Origin of the sequence: Pseudobacteriovorax antillogorgiicola, from assembly GCF_900177345.1 — a bacterium.
Taxonomy (GTDB): Bacteria; Bdellovibrionota_B; Oligoflexia; order Oligoflexales; family Oligoflexaceae; genus Pseudobacteriovorax; species Pseudobacteriovorax antillogorgiicola.
Genome location: NZ_FWZT01000020.1, coordinates 142623 through 158844, shown reverse-complemented (window position 1 = coordinate 158844; position 16222 = coordinate 142623). Strand labels below are relative to the sequence as shown.

The following is a 16222-nucleotide window of genomic DNA, read 5'->3' as shown; positions in this document are numbered from 1 at the left end:
CACTCAAATACCATCGCTACTTCAAAGCTTGGTATGAGAGCCCAGAAGATGCTAGTGAATGCTTGCAAAAGTTTTTTGGTTGGTACAACACTGAGCATCGACACATAAATCTTGGCTTGATGACGCCTGAAACTGTTCATCAAGGTAAAGATAAGTCTGTAGCTAAGAAGAGAGCTGCGGTTCTCAAGCAAGCTTTTGAAGCCTATCCAGAAAGGTTTCCAAAGTCCGGACCTAGACTGCCAGTACCCGCTGATTCTGTGGGTATAAATGTACCGGTGGTAAGGAAGTCTATACCCGTTTTGGGGTGATTGTTATACTAAACTTTCACCCTAATTGTCTCAAACACCCTGACATATTCCGGTTCGTGATGTGCGCAATAAGGAGTTTAAATCCTCGGCTAATCCCTCGAAAGGGATTTGCTTTGGTGATTCTGGAGGCCCTTCGTTTATTAAGAACAGCGATGGTTTGAGAGTCGTAGGTGTAAATAGTGGGATTGATTTCAGCATAGAGTCGGAAGGATGTGGGCCGGGCCTAAATATCAATGCGAAATCGCAAGAATCCTGGATCAATCAAGCCATCGAAGACCTAGAGAATGGCAATTAGAATCAGTGGCCTGCTTTGTTTTCTACAAGGCTCGATTCGAACGTTTTTAGAGTCTGGTTGCTCGCCAAGATTATACGCTAAGTCTCGTCGGTAACGTTTTTTAGCGAGTAAAGCCAGCTTCCCTTTTGCCAGATGGGTCTTCTAATCGGAACCATATCGATTCATCGAGAGCCTTCATGAAGGCTCATAGGCATCAGATCATCACCCTCGCCTAATAGTATTTCTATCTTCTTCTGCAGAAGAGAGCTATCTCACTGATTATTCTATCATTATCCAACTGCCAAGGCAATTTACAGCGAATCACTCTCTAGTTCCTGATTTTAGGTGCTTTCTCCCATCAAAATAATAACTAGTGTCATCCTCAGCACAGGCATCAAAAGCGTAGCTACAGAGATTGTTAGCTGAAGGTTCTTGTTTGGGAAGACCGCGGCTTTTGAGGAGTTCAGAGCAATCGATCAATTTAAAGGAAAATGGATCTGCATCTGCAATTTTAGAGTCAAAAAATAGGACGTTACTATTATCGCTACAGTAATAGTTGTTCAAACAAGAAAAAGTACTGGAATCCAGATCAGGAATAGATAGTAAACCATGATAAACATTGTTTTGATCCTTTCCCCAGAAATTGTTCAGGGCTTGGAAGGAAGAGTAGATCTCAGAAAAACCAATATGATGAGTTCGCCCTGAAGTTTTCCTGACCAGGTAAGTTTAAGGCTGCTTGAGGACTCAGCTGAAAGTATATTGGTCTCCAGAAAACATGTAAAAAGGTCTGGCTTTTGTGGCCTTTGGCTTCTTTCCTCAGATTCGGAAGGCGATGTTGACACCTCATAACATGCCGATAATATGTGGTTTTCCTCACTTAGTCTAGTTAGGTCTTGGTGAGGTACTCACAAAGCACTGATATCATTAGCCATACTTCCTCAGATCGCTCAAAGGCCCGCTATGAAGATAATTAGGCATATCTATTGAAGGCTTAGGTGTTAACAGTTGCCGCTGTGTCGTAAACGTGCAATGTTACTGTCAGTAAAGTGTCAAATAAGCTGATATAATTAAAGATAATAGACATTGGAGCCGAAGAGATATATAACAAAAGAAGGGTCTTAGCAATGGAGACAAATATGAGTGCTGCAAAAGATATTTTACAAGACAGGTTCGGACTTTGGGCCGACACAGCCATGCGTAAAGCCAACGGAGAGAAGCTTCGGCAGATAGCCAAAGCTGCTGGCAAGAATATAAAGAGCTTCTCCAAAGAAGCTGGCTTAAACCGCACCATAATCTATCAAGAAGTTGTACCAGTACCAGAAGATCTGCGAGAGAGGTTGATTGTTTTAACTCGAATAATCGACAATGCGGTAGATCTCTTCGATGGGGATATGGAGGCAGCCGAAAGGTGGCTATATACACCGAATAGGCGTTTTATGAATTTCAGCCCGTTCTCTATGGCTCTCGCTGGCAAAGGCGAAACTGTTTGTGAGCATCAAGAATACGTTTTGAAAGAAGACTAATGGCACGTAAAGAAAAGCCAGAGATTCTCATCCACCGGGATGCGATTCTACAGGTTCGCAAAGACATTGAAATTCATGAAAAACAGCATTCTGAATTTCTAAGAAGAATTAGCCGTCTTTCGGAGGAGTTTAAAGATCAAGTACTGAGTGTAATAGAGTACGACGAAGCTTGGGAAAGCAGATTTTCTTCACCAACTTTTTATAGAGTCTGTAACCCGCAAGATGGGGTCTTTTCGACGACTGGATCTTTAAAAGATGGGGGTCGTTGCAACATTGGTGGTGCTCAAGAAGGTGATATCCCATCCCAAAAATATGGACCTCTTGCTAATCCCCAAGGAGCTATTTATGTCTCTGATAGTGCAGACGCAGCTATAGCAGAAGCTATCGGCGCTGAGTACGGGCCAATAGAGAGGCTTAGAGATATAGTCAAAAGGAGTGCTAACAAACAATTATATAGGGTGACCCTGCACGATGAATCAGAGCCAATCTGCTTGATTGAGCTAGACCCAATATTTCAGCAGCTGCGAGCTACTTATCGAATTGATGACTTTTTCAGTGAGACACTGGATATGAATGGCGGATGGAGGAATCTAAAAACTCCAGCACCTATTCAGCTATTCACAGCGTGGCTGTATCAATCGAGCAATGGAGCAGCTGGGATACGGTTCAGGTCTACTCAAAGCTCTGAAAAATTTAATGTTGCTCTATATTATCGGAACGCACAGGCTGCACAGAAAGTTCTCAAGGCGGAGAAAATAACCCCTTAGAGAACGATCAAAGTACGAAGGCAAGAAATATTTACTCCTGCCACATAGGCAGTCAAATCAGAATAGATAGTAGGACATCAATCTTGTCCCTAAAATAATGGCTACTCAGACAAGAGAAGGAAAAATAAATGAACTATATTCTCTAAACCGTAACAACAGTAAGCTTAGCATCGACGTCAACATCCCGACGCGGGCTATCATCAAAGCGCTTTGGAGTTCCTACATTAACCCAGCCCAGGACACTCTCCCCTTCCGACAAAGCTAGGAATCCATCAAGCTCAGGCCCAATCCCCAAACCAAAGCTTTTCCAAATCGCTCCAAAACCTAGGCCATGCGCCCCAATTGTTAGACCAAAGCCTGCACACGCGGCAGTTGCCTGCTGCTCCCAGAGAGGGATTTTTCCAGCCTTTGGTGAACAGATGATGAATATTTGCATTGGTGCAACAAGTGCCTTCGATCGAGCCTTCTCAATCTTGGCATCTGGAGCGTCAGGCTGCTCACGCTTTAATGTTGCTGCAAAGGCATCGGCTAGACGAAGCCGGGCTTCTCCCTGCACCACCACGAAGCGATATGGCTCCAAGCAACCATGGTCGGGTGCTGTGCAAGCCACATGGATGATTCGTTTTAACTGCTCTGGACTTGGAACAGGTTCTTCGAGCAAGCTGGTTGACTTACGGGTCATCATCAGGTGCAAAGGGTCATCGCTTAATGGCACATCAGGCTCCATATCTTATAGATAACGTCGTCTGAGCAAGACTACTCCCGTCTGGGCAAAAACTCTAGTCGAAAGGTCTTGCGTATGTTCGACATAGGCTACACCAACCAGCCATCTGTAGGTTATAGGTTACAGGTTTGCCCTAACTTTCCTGAAAAAAGGGCTTTCTAAGTTTGGCAAGGAACTTGCTGCTTTACTGGTGAGGTAAGTTTTAACATAGCTTCCAATCGCAAAGGAGAGATATGGAACAGAGGAGGGATGCCATGGCAACCATCGAAGTCAAGAAGCTCTTCAACAATATGAAAGAGCATCGACGTCAACTTCACAGCAAACTGGCGAGTAAGGCAGCGAGGCAGCAGCAGCATCGCAGCAAGAACCTACTCACCTATCTCGCCGAGCATGAGCAACGCAATCAAGCGGCGCTGGAACAGATCATCGATGATGTTCAACCATCCATCGAACGCCACTGGGTAAACTACTATCCAAGGGACCAAGAGCACGACTTAAATCTTCTTCTTGCTGAAGACTGGGAGGATTTTGATGATGTTATTGAAAATACCATTGCAGCAAAGGAAAGCATGGCTCACATCTATCAATACTGTGCTGAAGGCTTCGGCCACCCTGATATGAAAGACGCCTTTCAACGGATGAAAGAGCGCGAGGAAAGCCAGCTTAAGAATCTGGGCCGACGTCTCAATGAAATTGATCAAGGCTACTGATCAAGAGGCCGCCGCGAAGGCGGTTGCACTCAATCACCTGAGGGTTGGGTCATGGCCTCCGGCTGAATCGCATGTTCAAACTCTTCTGCGCTTAGGTGACCTAGCTGGCCAGCAGCTTCCTTGAGCGTCACGCCATTCTCGTGGGCAAACTTTGCAATAGCCGCAGCCCTATCGTAGCCAATCTTCGGCGTCAGAGCTGTGACTAGCATGAGTGACTGTTGAAGCAGGTGAGACATTCGCTCGCGATCGATTTCAAGACCTTCCAAACAATTCTTCGTGAAGCTCTCTAGGGCATCACTGAGCAATCGAATTTCCAGCAAGACATTGTGCACCATCATAGGCTTGAAGGTATTCAATTGCAACTGCCCTTGGCTTGCAGCAAAAGCAATCGCCTGATCGAGACCCATCACTTGAGCACACACCATGGTGAGGGCCTCACATTGGGTGGGGTTAACTTTTCCTGGCATGATCGAACTTCCAGGTTCATTGGCGGGAAGGATGTACTCTCCCAACCCACATCGCGGCCCGCTGGCAAGCCATCTCAAGTCGTTGGCGATCTTAAAGCCAACAGTGGCCAACTGCCTCAAGCTGCCGCTAGCTTTTAATACAGCATCGTGAGCCGCAAGAGCCATAAATTTGTTGTCAGCTGTCTTAAATGGCCAAGTACTTTCCTGGGCGAGAGTTGCAGCAAATGTCTCAGCAAATTTCTGGGGAGTATTAAGGCCAGTCCCTACTGCGGTTCCTCCTTGAGCAATGTCGAACAGGGTTTCAAGGCTCTCTTGGATCGCCTGCTCGCAGAAAGCGAGTTGCGCATCGTAGGAGGACAGCTCTTGGGAGACTGTCAGAGGCGTAGCGTCCATCAGATGGGTTCGACCAGACTTCACGACCCCATCAAATTCTTTGATCTTGGCCTGAAGCACCCGCCTAGTATATCCAAGTGCGGGCTGCATCCTTTCCTTGATGGCCTTGACTATCGCAATATGCATGGCGGTGGGAAAGCTATCGTTTGACGACTGCCCAAGGTTCACATGATCGTTTGGGTGAACTGGCTTTTTTCTTCCTAGCTCACCACCTAAAATCTGGCTGGCCCGATTGGCAATCACTTCATTTACATTCATGTTACTTTGCGTACCGCTACCGGTTTGCCACACTTTGAGAGGAAATTGCTCCTGGTGACGACCTTCTAAAACCTCCTCGGCCGCAGTAATAATTCCCTGGGCGATATTTTCGTCAAGACGCCCCAAACTTTGATTGACCTTTGCAGCGACTTTTTTAACAAGAGCGAGTCCGTAAATAAGATCCGGGTCCATTACGTCTTGGCCAATGGCAAAGTTCTCAAGGGATCGTTGGGTCTGTGCTCCCCAAAGCTTATCCCCGGGAACGGCAATCTCGCCTAAACTGTCTGTTTCCATGCGATTTTGAGTCATACTCTACTCCGCTGTCATTGATGATTCATCAGAACTCTCGCTTGCATCCCACTTCTGTCCCTGGTGGTGGTTGATAGCCTGAAGCATCAAATCTACTTTAGCAACCAGGGCTGTGATCAAGGTCTGGAATCGCTTCCTTAGGAACATGGCATCATCCCCACGGATTTCAAGCTGCGGCTCGGCCATAGCCTTCTCGAAGTCCCTTGGCATAAAGTCTTGCTCTCTAGCAATCTTATCCAAACTTTGACAAAGGTCGACCAATCGTTTCCGGCAGGATAGATTGCCAAGCTGGGAATCTGCGCAATAATGGACTCCTGCATACTGAGACACAAGCTCGCCACGGATCTCCAAAATACGGTCGTACACCTTATTATCTGAGTCCGATAGGGAGCGGGCTGCTGGGGCATCTGGTAATGATTGACAGCCCCAAAAAGACGTGAAACATACTGAAGTCATGAAGCAGATAGCCCAAGTTCTAAGCATAACACCCATCCTTCCCAGTGGCGCAAAGCTGTTGTGTTCTAGGCCCAGGAGTCATAATATGCCATAGAAGCTGGAAACCTATGACTATTCCGTTGCGGAGGCCCCAGATCGAAGCCATTACAGTATCGCGCACTCTCTACCAGGGTGGCAAGTTCCAGGTGCAAGAGGACGCGGTTGCCGTAGAGCGACCATTGAATATTAAACTCGCACCTTCGGAATCTAAGTCCCAAGCCCCCGCGTCTTTGACCATGACCATGAGAACTCCAGGCCACGATCACGATTTGGTGGTCGGCCACCTCCTTACAGAAGGCATCATCAGGCAAGCGGGCGACATCGTTTCGATGAGCGCGGACTCGCCTCAAAGGGGCTCCCGAGCTGATGGCTTGGTTGTTCACCTAGACCCCAAGATTGCTATTGAAAGCCAAATCTTTCATCGCTACAGCATTGCTAGCTCCGCTTGCGGCATGTGCGGCAAGACCAGCTTTGAGCAGGTTCAAGAGGCGCCCCGGGTGGCTAGCGACCTAAGACTTAAGACGGATCGTATCTCAAAATTCATGGCTCAGGCACGAAAACAGCAAACCTTGTTTCAACAAACCGGCGGCTCCCATGGGGCCACATTATTCGTTGACGAAGACCTCATCGCTACCCGTGAAGATGTGGGGCGACACAACGCAATGGATAAACTCGTAGGAGCCGTGGCGAAGCGCGACAAAAGCCTATTTTCTCGATCCGTGATTATTCTAAGCGGTCGCACCAGCTTTGAACTCGTTCATAAAGCAGCCAAAGTGGGAATCCCAATCATCATTAGCGTGGGGGCTCCTTCAAGCTTAGCGATCTGCATGGCCCAGGATCTGGGGATCACGATGATAGGCTTCGTAAAATCTAGCAGTTTCAATATATATAGCGGTGAAGAGAGGATTATCCTGTGAAAAACAAGCGGCAAGTGTGTACAGCCCCAATAATATCGGACCACAGTATCCATATCAAACAGCCAGGAAAAAGGGCTGGTGGCTGGCCCGCCGTACTAAGTAGCCAAAAATTTCTCTGGCGTGAAGTAGGCTTGCTAGAGGGCAATCGGCTGATAGCCAGAATGAACCAAAGGAAGGGCTTTGACTGCCCTGGTTGTGCGTGGCCCGACCCTGATGGCAAACGCTCCTTTGCTGAGTTTTGCGAAAATGGAGCCAAGGCTTTGGCTGAAGAAGCCACCTATAAGATGCTCCACCCCGAGTTCTTTAAGGCTCATAGTGTTGAAGAGCTATCTCAACTGAGCGACTACCAGCTAGGACAACTGGGACGCATCGAACAGCCTATGGTTTTAAAGCATGACTCGAACCACTATCAAGCGATTTCCTGGGAAGAGGCTTTCGCTATGATTGCGGCTCGTCTACGGGAGCTAGCATCCCCCCATAGGGCTGTATTTTATACCTCGGGCCGCACTAGCAATGAAGCTGCCTTTCTTTATCAACTGATGGCTAAGGCTATTGGCACCAATAACCTCCCCGACTGCTCGAACCTCTGTCATGAGTCCAGTGGCACAGCTTTGAACCAAAGCATAGGGATCGGCAAGGGAACAGTTAAACTAGAGGACTTTGACAAGGCCGACTTGATTCTCGTGATCGGCCAAAACCCTGGGACCAACCACCCCCGGATGCTGTCAGCGTTGCAACAGGCGGTAAAAAACGGGGCTCACATTGTATCCATTAACCCTTTGTTTGAAGCTGGCCTCAAGGCATTTCAACACCCTCAGCATCTTAAAGATATGCTAGGCAGTGGCACCCCCCTCGCCAACAAGCATATCCCCATTCGCATTAATGGCGACCGCGCTCTGTTCCAAGGCCTGGCCAAAGCCATCCTGGAAAAACATCCGCAAGGCTTAGATCCTGATTTTATCCTCGATTCATGTGAGGATTTTGGCTCATGGGCCCAAGAAATTAATCGTCTGTCCTGGCAAGTTTTAGAAGAAGTGTCCGGAGTTTCTCAGAACGAGATCCATCAGCTAGCACAGCAGATAATGAGTAGCAAAGCAGTCATATCTTGCTGGGCCATGGGTTTAACCCAGCAACCCGATGCTGTGGCTACCATCCGTGAACTATGCAACCTTCATTTACTTGGTGGGTTTATTGGTAAACCTGGCTCGGGGCTTTGCCCCGTCCGTGGTCATTCTAATGTGCAAGGGAATCGAACCGTCGGGATCTATGAAAAGCCAAGCTCTGATTTTGTTGGGTCTCTTGAAAAACTCTATGGTCTATCATTTCCCAAAGACCCTGGCTACGATGTGGTTGATAGTATCAAAGCGATGATTGCCGGTGACGTCGATGTCTTGATCTCCATGGGCGGCAATTTTTTGTCAGCCTCTCCCGATACAGAGCTGACAGCCCAGGGCTTGCGCAAGCTAGAGCTCAGCGTCCAGATCTCCACCAAACTCAATCGTTCTCACCTTATTACGGGTAGGGAGGCATTGATTTTGCCATGTTTAGCGCGCTCCGAGCTAGACATTCAAGGCAGCGGACCTCAGTTTGTGACGGTTGAAAACTCCATGGGTTTCGTTCATCGTTCGGAGGGCCAAAGAAAGCCTCTTTCTGAGCATTGGCGTAGTGAGGTTGCCATTGTCTGTCAGCTTTCTTATCACTGCCTCGACTCCTCCCAAATACCATGGCTTGACTACGAGCACGACTACAAACGCATTCGCGATGACATTGGCAAAGTCCTTCCAGACTTTGGGCGCTATGATGAGCTGGTTCGCCAGGACTATGGCTTCTATCTGACGAACCCACCACGGGATAAACGCTCCTTTAAGCCAGAACTGGGGGGCAAGGCATCTTTCGCGATTAGCCCTTTGCAAGAGTGGACACTTAACGCAGACGAGTTCATTCTGATGACCATTCGCTCCCATGACCAGTACAACACTACCATTTACGGGCTGGATGATCGCTACCGTGGAATCTACCAAGGCCGTCGGGTCTTATTTATGAACCCTGATGACATGGATACTTTAGGACTCACCAAAAACGAGGAGCTGGACATCACCAGCCACTTTAAAAAGCAAACCCGCGTCGGCCAATGTTTTCGCGTGATTCCATACGATATTCCTCGGCGCTGCTTAGCTGCCTATTTCCCAGAAGCAAATGTCCTTGTGCCACTTGAATCCTATGCCGCTGAGTCTCAAACCCCCACCTCAAAGTTTATCAAGGTAACTTTGGAGCGAAGCGGCTCTTAGACGATATTTCATGGATTGGAAAGCTGCATAAGTAGGCAAGAATAAATGCAACCTTTCCGCCATTTCAAGACCAAAGCTTCCTATGTTAAAACCGAGGCAAATAAAACAACTGTCTGTGCGCAATCCAAGGAGAAATTTATGAAACGGATTCTTTCGACTTTCGGTTTAGCTGCTTTGATGACCAGCGGAATCGCTCTTGCCCAACCTGTCCAGCCTGTCGGCAAAGGCCAGGAACTGATTCAATACGAACTCGATGGCGTTACATTCGAATCGCGGTTTATCGCCAGCCAATCGGAATCTAAAGCAAACGTACTTATGTTTCCCAATTGGCTCGGGCCAGATACCGAAGCATCAGTTGCCAAAGCCGAACTTTTTGCTGAGAAAGGCTACAATGTTTTACTCGCCGACGTTTATGGGATCGACACACGCCCCTCAAACCAAGAGGAAGCTGCCCAAGCGTCTGGCAGCCTTACTGGAGATCGCGAATTGCTGAGGCGTCGCGCTCAAAAAGCACTGGCTGAATTCAGGCTGCGATTGGCTGATACTGGATTGGAATCTAAGTCTAAGCCATTGGCCGCCATCGGCTTTTGCTTTGGTGGTACTACTAGCCTGGAACTTGCCCGCAGTGGTGTAAACCTACCCTACTTTGTTAGCTTTCATGGCAATCTAAGCAGTCCCACTCCCGCAGACGCCAAACAAATCAAGGGTTCAATTCTAGTTTTCAACGGCGCTGATGACCCTATCGTCCCAGCTAGCGAAATCCGCTCTTTTGAGGACGAGATGACAGCAGCCAGTGTTGATTGGACCTTTGTGAATTTTAGCAATACCGTTCATTCATTCACCGACCCAACTGCAAACGTGCCTGGCGTTGCTGAATACAACCCTGTTGCAGCTGCCCGAGCCTATGGCGCCATGGAGCTTTTCCTGCAACAATAGCTTTCAACTCAAAGGTGTTTGCTGACTCCCTGAATAAGGGAGTCTTCATCATTCCTCGGCTTTTGAATCGAATCATACAAAACCGAACGTCCTTCATGACGACTTCATCCTTAGCGCTCGACCATTGAAATCTTTAAAAATAATCAGAATACTTGGTCACGATCGAGACTTAGGAGATGTGAATCTTTGCCTTATTTTGAAAGAGAAATTACTTACACCGTAATGAACACCCATGCCGAAAAAAACATCGAAATTGTAGGGTTTAATCTTTGAAAGAAGCACTTAAAACATTATCAATTGCCATGTCAATTACCGACAATCAGGTTTGCAAGCCCCTTGCCGGCACTCCTGGTGGAGGGGCTAGATCAGAACCATAGAGTGAGGATTATCATGGCAATTTCAAATGTCCAGGTTGCTTACCCTGGAACCCGCACAGAGAACTTGGTGGACTTGCATCACCCAAGCTATCTCCCTAAGTATATCTATGAGATGACCCAAGGTTTGCTCAGACCCCATCGACCTAAGTTTTCTGAGACGGTGCAGCCGGTCACCAGGCAAGCCCAACTGAGCCGACAGGATTACAAGAACTGGAATCGATTTGTTGGTGCTCTAGGCCATCAGCGGCCATCGCCGCTGACATACTACAACAGTGCAGGTGCATTCGGCTTATTCGAATTGCTGTCCCAGATGGGGATTAATTTTTCCACCATTCTCCATCTTCGCGGCGATATGGAGTTTCACAATCCAGATATAAAAACGAAGGTTGGAGACCTATTCACTCTCCATATGCATTTAGAGGACGTGATCGAACGTGAGGGGCAGTGTATCTTAGTCGTTAGTGGGACTGTAAGAAATGATCGCGATGAATTGATCCGTAGTCATCGGGATTACTGGTTCGTGCGACGCTGCGAACAAAAATACTTAGATGACTGCGTCTATCCCAAGCACTTTAGTGCGGCTCCATTCAAAGGTATGTCTAAGCGAGTTGCAGAGCTACCAAAGGCTTCTGGAACAGGCGCCGAAAAACGAAGCTTCTTTCTGCCACCAAGCGCTGGCCATCAATTTGCAAAGGTTTCCGGTGATTACAACGTTATTCATACCACGACCCTCGGTGCCAAGCTTTGTGGGCAGAAGCGGGCTTTTCTTCAAGGCTACGGCTCATTGAATCTTTGCCTTCACCATATCAATCAAACTTTGAGTGGCGACTTCAAAGAGTTCTCCATGTCTTTTTGTAAACCAGTTTTGCTGAGCCAAAACTTAAACCTTTGGATCAAAGACGGATCATTCGAGCTTTGTGATTCCGAGGATCATTTGCTTTGCTTTGGGAGCTATACCGTCTAGCGTCACGGGGCCCTGGAATGCCCCCCAGGGCCGCCTTCTCTAAAGCCCAGTTCGGCTTAGACTATACCAACTAAAATCGTAGCAAAATGCCCATGCAAGGCTATTGAAATGAGTTCAAGTGTCATTGATCCCTCTGAAGAGGGAAAATTGAGTTGCACAACTTTCCCCTCTATTCTAGTGTCAGATACTGCTCAAATATAAACCTACCATCTTATCTTTATTTAGATTTTTAAAACATAATTTGTACAGAAAATCATCGTAATCACTATATAAACTAGTCGATCACCACATCTTGGTGCCCCTTGGCCGATCAACGGCAGCCTTGTGAAAAACTCTGCCTTAAGGTAAGCATCTTTCTAGCAAAATTAAGGTCTTTAAAAATCAATATGCGAACGCAGGAGGGATTATGCGTCTAAAAGCACTTTTCGCTAGCTTATTTTTAAGCACATCGATTTATGCCATAGACTCGTTTACAGACTACAGTATCAAGCTTGATGAGGGTTATCCAAGACTTTACCCTCACATCAACAACAACTCACTAACCATTGACGAGATCGAACAGAATTTAGATCAGTCAACAAACTATCAGAGTTTTCTTGAGTATCTCAAGATCAGGGAACCAAAATTATTTGAGCACTTTATATTATTTCACCACTCAGGCTCCTTGCAATTGGCTAGTCCAGAAAAACCAAGAACTGTCTTATTCTATGGTGGTTTGATTCTCGCCTTTGCTGAAGATCAAGATCAAACTACTAGGCGGGTAGAGATCATTGAGTTTGACGCCCAAGCAATGAGGTTCAATTTCCACGAGCTCAGATTCACACATGGCATGGAAATCGAGCGTAACCCCAAAAAATGCCTTACTTGCCATGGAGATGATCCGCGGCCTATCTGGGAGCCTTATGATTTTTGGCCCAAAATCTATGGCAGTCATCTCTCCCGATTCGGTACTCAAAAAGAAAAAGATGGCTATACTGCCATTCAAGCTGAGTCTGCAAAAGACTCAGTTTTAAGCTATCTTGAGTTTGAACCCCTGCGACGAAATTACAATGAGGTGGTCGAAACTTTCACCCAGTACATTTCAACAATGGCTATGGTACGCATGATGGATCGTTGGCGATCTCATGATGACAAACTATCGCCCTTTACCTATACCATTGCTGCAATTCTAAACGGCTGTACCGCAAGCAATGATCCCGTAGGCCAAATCCAGCGATTAAAAAACTATCTAAGTCCCCAGCAACATATTGCCCTTGAGCAGCGGTTTGAAGGTCTCTGGCAAGATACATTGGCTACGCGGTCGCACTTTAAGCAGTACCTTATCAATCGCTATGACTCCTTTTACCCTAATGAACCGATTATTTTCTCGATGAACCATGATCGATTGATAAGCGAAGTTCAATCGATCGCCCAGCTCCGATTCATCCTAGAAGGAGTTGGGATTTTTCTTGATGAACACACCATGTCTCAGGGCGACAACCCATTCTTCTTTAGCGTTCCTGGCAATTCAGCCCGAGACCTACTGGCAGCATTCTTTCAATTCGATGCCGACAGTCTATTCGCTGCCAATCCAGATTTTGTTCATAGCCAATTCCAATGGCCAAACTTCAACTGTCAAGACCTGGCGCGACGAGCACAGTCGAATGCTGCTTCAGGACAACTTTATCAATCAACCCATAATAAGTCTGAGTCTAGCTCCTTAGGCACTTGTATGTCGTGCCACACTGTAAACAGCCGCGCCCCTTACATTCCATTTGATGACAGTTCGAAGCTCCGCGATTGGATGGTCAGATCAGGCGGCCTGTCGAAACTCCAAGATCGCCTCTCTCGCACGGGCAGTGGCCAAATGCCACCTGATAGGAATTGGCCTACTGATAGAAAAAGCAGCCTGCTAGAGGTTTTCGAAGCTATTTCGAAGCGCTAATCAACGGCCGCGACGCTTACTCCTTCGCGGCCACTCCTAACAGACTATTTTAGCCTTTCCCGTAAGAAACCATAACCCAAAGAGTTTGCAAGAGAAACAAAGGATAAAGTGCGAGCATTCCCGAGCCTTGACCTTACCAAGACGAAATCTTTCGCCAGGCTCCGGTGATCTACAAGAATTCCCATTGGATACAATGAAAGTATTTAATCCTCGGAATCAACCTTCCCTGACCGACAGGTTTAATATGCAGGATAGAGCAGTACTGTAATTGCAAGCGAGGTTTCGACATGAAAGCGATTATCATTGATGACGATAGAGAGATTCTAGACATAGTACAGGCCTATCTTGAAAATGCAGGAGCTGAGTCTGTTCGCGCCTTTGCTGATCCTTTGAATGTTCAGATCGAACAAGATGCGCGAGATGCTGACCTCATTATCTCAGACGTGAACATGCCACACATCAAGGGACCTGAGATATTTTCTAAGTTCACTCAGTCTCTGAAGGCTGGAAATTCCAATGCTAAGTTCTTCTTTCTTACAGGAGTACCTTTACAGTTCATGTCCCAACAAGATGTAGATCGCATGCAACTTGCCGATGAAGTTTTGATCAAGCCCCTACACCTTGATGACTTCATGAATATTCTAAAAAAGCACTATCTCCTTGATCGGCAGATCAAGATAGCGTTGGAGGGGCAATTTGAAGACGAACCATTGGAGCAAAACGCCTGAAAAGGCTTTAGATCTTAAGTTTATATACTTAAGAATTTCGAAGCCCACTGCTAGAGGATTGATTGTGGGCTTTATAGCAACGGCTAGCATTTCTTGTGGTAATACAGCCGAACCAAACATAAGCAGCTTCGATCAGCAACAGACCCAAAACTCCGAAGACGCCATTGCAGATCAGCAGCCTACTCACCCACCGTCGGAATCTATAACAAACGACAATGCCGATGCCGAATATGGTCCATTAGATGATGAGCCTCTCTCTCAGCTAGAGATTCAACTGGACAACTGGAATCAATGGGCTCCTATGTGCGAGGGCTACCCCTCCAAAGAGTTTTGTGACGATGGAGACAGCACTCTTTTCTCTGGCTTACTTTGTTCAGCCAACGTTGAGATAGGCTGTGAAGGTGTTCGCCAAGCCCAGAGCTCTGACGGTCGATTTTGGCGATCTCCAAGAAGAATCAATCAGCCTGAGCCAAACTCGTTCTCAAGGGACATGGCCATGGGGGTTCTACTCTATCTGGTATCAACAAAAGACAAGGGGGCAGCAGAAGCTTGGCTATCGTGGATTCATGACAATCGCATATGCGTTGTCGATCTGGGAAGCCGCTGTGCCCTATTCCTATATAAGCTCTGCACCGATGATACCGATGGCCGCTGCGTGATCACACCTGGCTTGTGGGCTATCATGAATCGGGTGTGGACTTATTTGGAGCTAGACCTTCACAATGAAATGCTAGGCTGGCTAGAAACTGGAGAGTCCGTCTATGCTAGCGAAGCCCAAAGTACTCCCGCCGGTTACCAACTACACCTGAAGGGAGTTTCCAACTACATTTACCAGATGCTAGGCTTAGATCTGGACTTTGTGATCAGTGCCAGACAGACTTTGCTTGATAAGCAAGGGGACAACCTATTTTTTCGTTGGCTTTCGGGAGAAGATTATGATCTTGAGGCAAGATTGCTTCGCATTTGCCCCAGCATAGAGCCAGCGAGAAAGTACCAATGGGCTTGGGAGCGGGATACTCAAGAGCAAGCCTGGCTGGAGAGTTCTGGCTGGGATTGTATTTTCTTAGGAAATTTGATCCTAAGCAACCGTAATTAAAATATATTTCAGCATAACCAAGGAATCGCTTCTCAAATCTGAAAATTTTTTATCCCTAGTTTCAAAAGTTTGACCAGTTTGCCTTAAGCTTTTCCATAGTTGATCCGATAGACGCACACGAGGGGAGCTTAACGAACAAAAAAAACCTACGAACTTGGGAGAGATCACCTGAGTCGGGGTTCATATCGTTTTTCTTCCATTCGGACACGCTCGAAAATCAATGGGACACCAACGGGGTAAAATCATGAGTTTGCTTGCAAGAATACTTCTAGCTTACATGGCCTGGGCACTTGTAGCCTGTGGCGTAAACCAGGACACCAATGCAGGAGCCTATAAGAGGAGCCAAGAAGGCGGAACCAGCCAAGGGGCAAGTCCTGCTTCTGGCGATCAGTCTGCACAAACAGCTGGCAATTCTGACGAGGATACAGCGACCACTGGTGAGGAAGAGGTAGCTGCCGACGAAGAAGAAGAGGCTGAAGACGGGGCCGTTGTCGATCCTGCAGAAGCAGAGGCACAGGCGGCAGCCCTACTCAAGGCCCAGGGTAAAGAAATCTACGATAATAATTGCATGGGTTGTCACATGGCTCCGGCTGCAACGACGCTCAATGCCAGAGATCCAGCCTTGCTTGTAGGTGCAGCGAACATCGCGCCCCATGTGGCTGCTGGCATCAACGCCAACTTCCCAAATAATGGGATGGCCGAAGCAATCATTGCTTATCTTGTGGACCCAACTTAATAGCGCATCGCGAGGAGGCAGCCCAAGC

17 protein-coding genes are annotated in these 16222 nt (G+C 47.2%); 13 read left to right on the top strand and 4 right to left on the bottom strand.

Annotated features, from left to right (window positions below):
• Positions 1-308 (top strand): integrase core domain-containing protein (locus tag B9N89_RS32495; protein ID WP_143478128.1); only part of this gene is annotated, 308 nt, incomplete at its 5' end.
• Between the two features lie 61 nt (positions 309-369).
• On the top strand, positions 370-603 hold the full coding sequence (locus B9N89_RS32490; RefSeq protein ID WP_159455572.1) for a trypsin-like serine protease: 234 nt from the start codon (positions 370-372) through the stop codon (positions 601-603).
• Positions 604-903: 300 nt separating this feature from the next.
• On the opposite strand, the gene B9N89_RS32485 is transcribed toward B9N89_RS32490, so the two are convergent.
• A complete protein-coding gene (locus tag B9N89_RS32485; RefSeq protein WP_412535460.1) occupies positions 904-1233 on the bottom strand; it encodes a DKNYY domain-containing protein in 330 nt (109 codons plus the stop codon).
• Between the two features lie 485 nt (positions 1234-1718).
• On the opposite strand from B9N89_RS32485, the gene B9N89_RS22795 reads away from it, so the two are divergent.
• Positions 1719-2105 carry an antitoxin Xre/MbcA/ParS toxin-binding domain-containing protein gene (locus B9N89_RS22795; protein ID WP_200820772.1) on the top strand — a complete coding sequence of 129 codons (387 nt, stop codon included), beginning with the start codon at positions 1719-1721 and terminating at the stop codon, positions 2103-2105.
• Positions 2105-2872, top strand: a complete 768-nt coding sequence (locus B9N89_RS22790) for an RES domain-containing protein (RefSeq protein ID WP_132322747.1) — start codon at positions 2105-2107, stop codon at positions 2870-2872. The genes B9N89_RS22795 and B9N89_RS22790 overlap by 1 nt, the downstream gene beginning before the upstream one ends.
• 142 nt (positions 2873-3014) lie before the next feature.
• Here B9N89_RS22790 and B9N89_RS22785 read toward each other — a convergent pair whose 3' ends face one another.
• Positions 3015-3587, bottom strand: a complete 573-nt coding sequence (locus B9N89_RS22785; protein WP_159455570.1) for a nitroreductase family protein — start codon at positions 3585-3587, stop codon at positions 3015-3017.
• Positions 3588-3850: 263 nt separating this feature from the next.
• Here B9N89_RS22785 and B9N89_RS22780 point away from each other — a divergent pair, with 263 nt between their 5' ends.
• Complete coding sequence (locus tag B9N89_RS22780; protein ID WP_159455569.1) at positions 3851-4306, top strand: ferritin family protein; 456 nt, start codon at positions 3851-3853, stop codon at positions 4304-4306.
• A gap of 29 nt (positions 4307-4335) precedes the next feature.
• On the opposite strand, the gene fumC is transcribed toward B9N89_RS22780, so the two are convergent.
• Positions 4336-5733 carry a class II fumarate hydratase gene (gene fumC / locus B9N89_RS22775; RefSeq protein WP_132322753.1) on the bottom strand — a complete coding sequence of 466 codons (1398 nt, stop codon included), beginning with the start codon at positions 5731-5733 and terminating at the stop codon, positions 4336-4338.
• A 3-nt stretch (positions 5734-5736) separates the two neighbouring features.
• A complete protein-coding gene (locus B9N89_RS22770; RefSeq protein ID WP_132322755.1) occupies positions 5737-6216 on the bottom strand; it encodes a hypothetical protein in 480 nt (159 codons plus the stop codon).
• Positions 6217-6296: 80 nt separating this feature from the next.
• Between B9N89_RS22770 and fdhD the strand changes: the two genes are divergently transcribed.
• The 8 genes from fdhD to B9N89_RS22730 all read left to right on the top strand — a co-directional run bounded on the left by fdhD (position 6297) and on the right by B9N89_RS22730 (position 16194).
• Positions 6297-7145 carry a formate dehydrogenase accessory sulfurtransferase FdhD gene (gene fdhD / locus B9N89_RS22765; RefSeq protein ID WP_132322757.1) on the top strand — a complete coding sequence of 283 codons (849 nt, stop codon included), beginning with the start codon at positions 6297-6299 and terminating at the stop codon, positions 7143-7145.
• Complete coding sequence (locus B9N89_RS22760) at positions 7142-9433, top strand: FdhF/YdeP family oxidoreductase (protein ID WP_132322759.1); 2292 nt, start codon at positions 7142-7144, stop codon at positions 9431-9433. The genes fdhD and B9N89_RS22760 overlap by 4 nt, the downstream gene beginning before the upstream one ends.
• Before the next feature lie 138 nt (positions 9434-9571).
• The gene (locus B9N89_RS22755; protein ID WP_200820771.1) at positions 9572-10369 is read left to right on the top strand and encodes a dienelactone hydrolase family protein; all 798 of its coding nucleotides are present in this window, start codon (positions 9572-9574) and stop codon (positions 10367-10369) included.
• A 390-nt stretch (positions 10370-10759) separates the two neighbouring features.
• On the top strand, positions 10760-11710 hold the full coding sequence (locus B9N89_RS22750; protein WP_132322761.1) for an FAS1-like dehydratase domain-containing protein: 951 nt from the start codon (positions 10760-10762) through the stop codon (positions 11708-11710).
• A gap of 406 nt (positions 11711-12116) precedes the next feature.
• Positions 12117-13634, top strand: coding sequence for a hypothetical protein (locus B9N89_RS22745; RefSeq protein WP_132322763.1), 1518 nt, complete (start codon positions 12117-12119; stop codon positions 13632-13634).
• A gap of 287 nt (positions 13635-13921) precedes the next feature.
• On the top strand, positions 13922-14362 hold the full coding sequence (locus tag B9N89_RS22740) for a response regulator (protein WP_132322765.1): 441 nt from the start codon (positions 13922-13924) through the stop codon (positions 14360-14362).
• The gene (locus B9N89_RS22735) at positions 14331-15458 is read left to right on the top strand and encodes a hypothetical protein (RefSeq protein ID WP_132322767.1); all 1128 of its coding nucleotides are present in this window, start codon (positions 14331-14333) and stop codon (positions 15456-15458) included. Before B9N89_RS22740 ends, B9N89_RS22735 begins: the two co-directional genes overlap by 32 nt.
• Positions 15459-15678: 220 nt before the next feature.
• On the top strand, positions 15679-16194 hold the full coding sequence (locus B9N89_RS22730) for a hypothetical protein (protein WP_159455568.1): 516 nt from the start codon (positions 15679-15681) through the stop codon (positions 16192-16194).
• Positions 16195-16222: the final 28 nt, after the last annotated feature.

Bases quoted from the DNA above. Each gene is read 5' to 3' on its own strand.
- B9N89_RS22745 (WP_132322763.1), top strand. From the start codon at position 12,117: ATGCGTCTAAAAGCACTTTTCGCTAGCTTATTTTTAAGCACATCGATT.
- B9N89_RS22770 (WP_132322755.1), bottom strand. From the start codon at position 6,216: ATGCTTAGAACTTGGGCTATCTGCTTCATGACTTCAGTATGTTTCACG.
- B9N89_RS22750 (WP_132322761.1), top strand. From the start codon at position 10,760: ATGGCAATTTCAAATGTCCAGGTTGCTTACCCTGGAACCCGCACAGAG.
- B9N89_RS22795 (WP_200820772.1), top strand. From the start codon at position 1,719: ATGAGTGCTGCAAAAGATATTTTACAAGACAGGTTCGGACTTTGGGCC.
- B9N89_RS22740 (WP_132322765.1), top strand. From the start codon at position 13,922: ATGAAAGCGATTATCATTGATGACGATAGAGAGATTCTAGACATAGTA.
- fdhD (WP_132322757.1), top strand. From the start codon at position 6,297: ATGACTATTCCGTTGCGGAGGCCCCAGATCGAAGCCATTACAGTATCG.
- B9N89_RS22755 (WP_200820771.1), top strand. From the start codon at position 9,572: ATGAAACGGATTCTTTCGACTTTCGGTTTAGCTGCTTTGATGACCAGC.
- B9N89_RS22780 (WP_159455569.1), top strand. From the start codon at position 3,851: ATGGCAACCATCGAAGTCAAGAAGCTCTTCAACAATATGAAAGAGCAT.
- B9N89_RS22730 (WP_159455568.1), top strand. From the start codon at position 15,679: ATGGGACACCAACGGGGTAAAATCATGAGTTTGCTTGCAAGAATACTT.
- B9N89_RS22790 (WP_132322747.1), top strand. From the start codon at position 2,105: ATGGCACGTAAAGAAAAGCCAGAGATTCTCATCCACCGGGATGCGATT.
- fumC (WP_132322753.1), bottom strand. From the start codon at position 5,733: ATGACTCAAAATCGCATGGAAACAGACAGTTTAGGCGAGATTGCCGTT.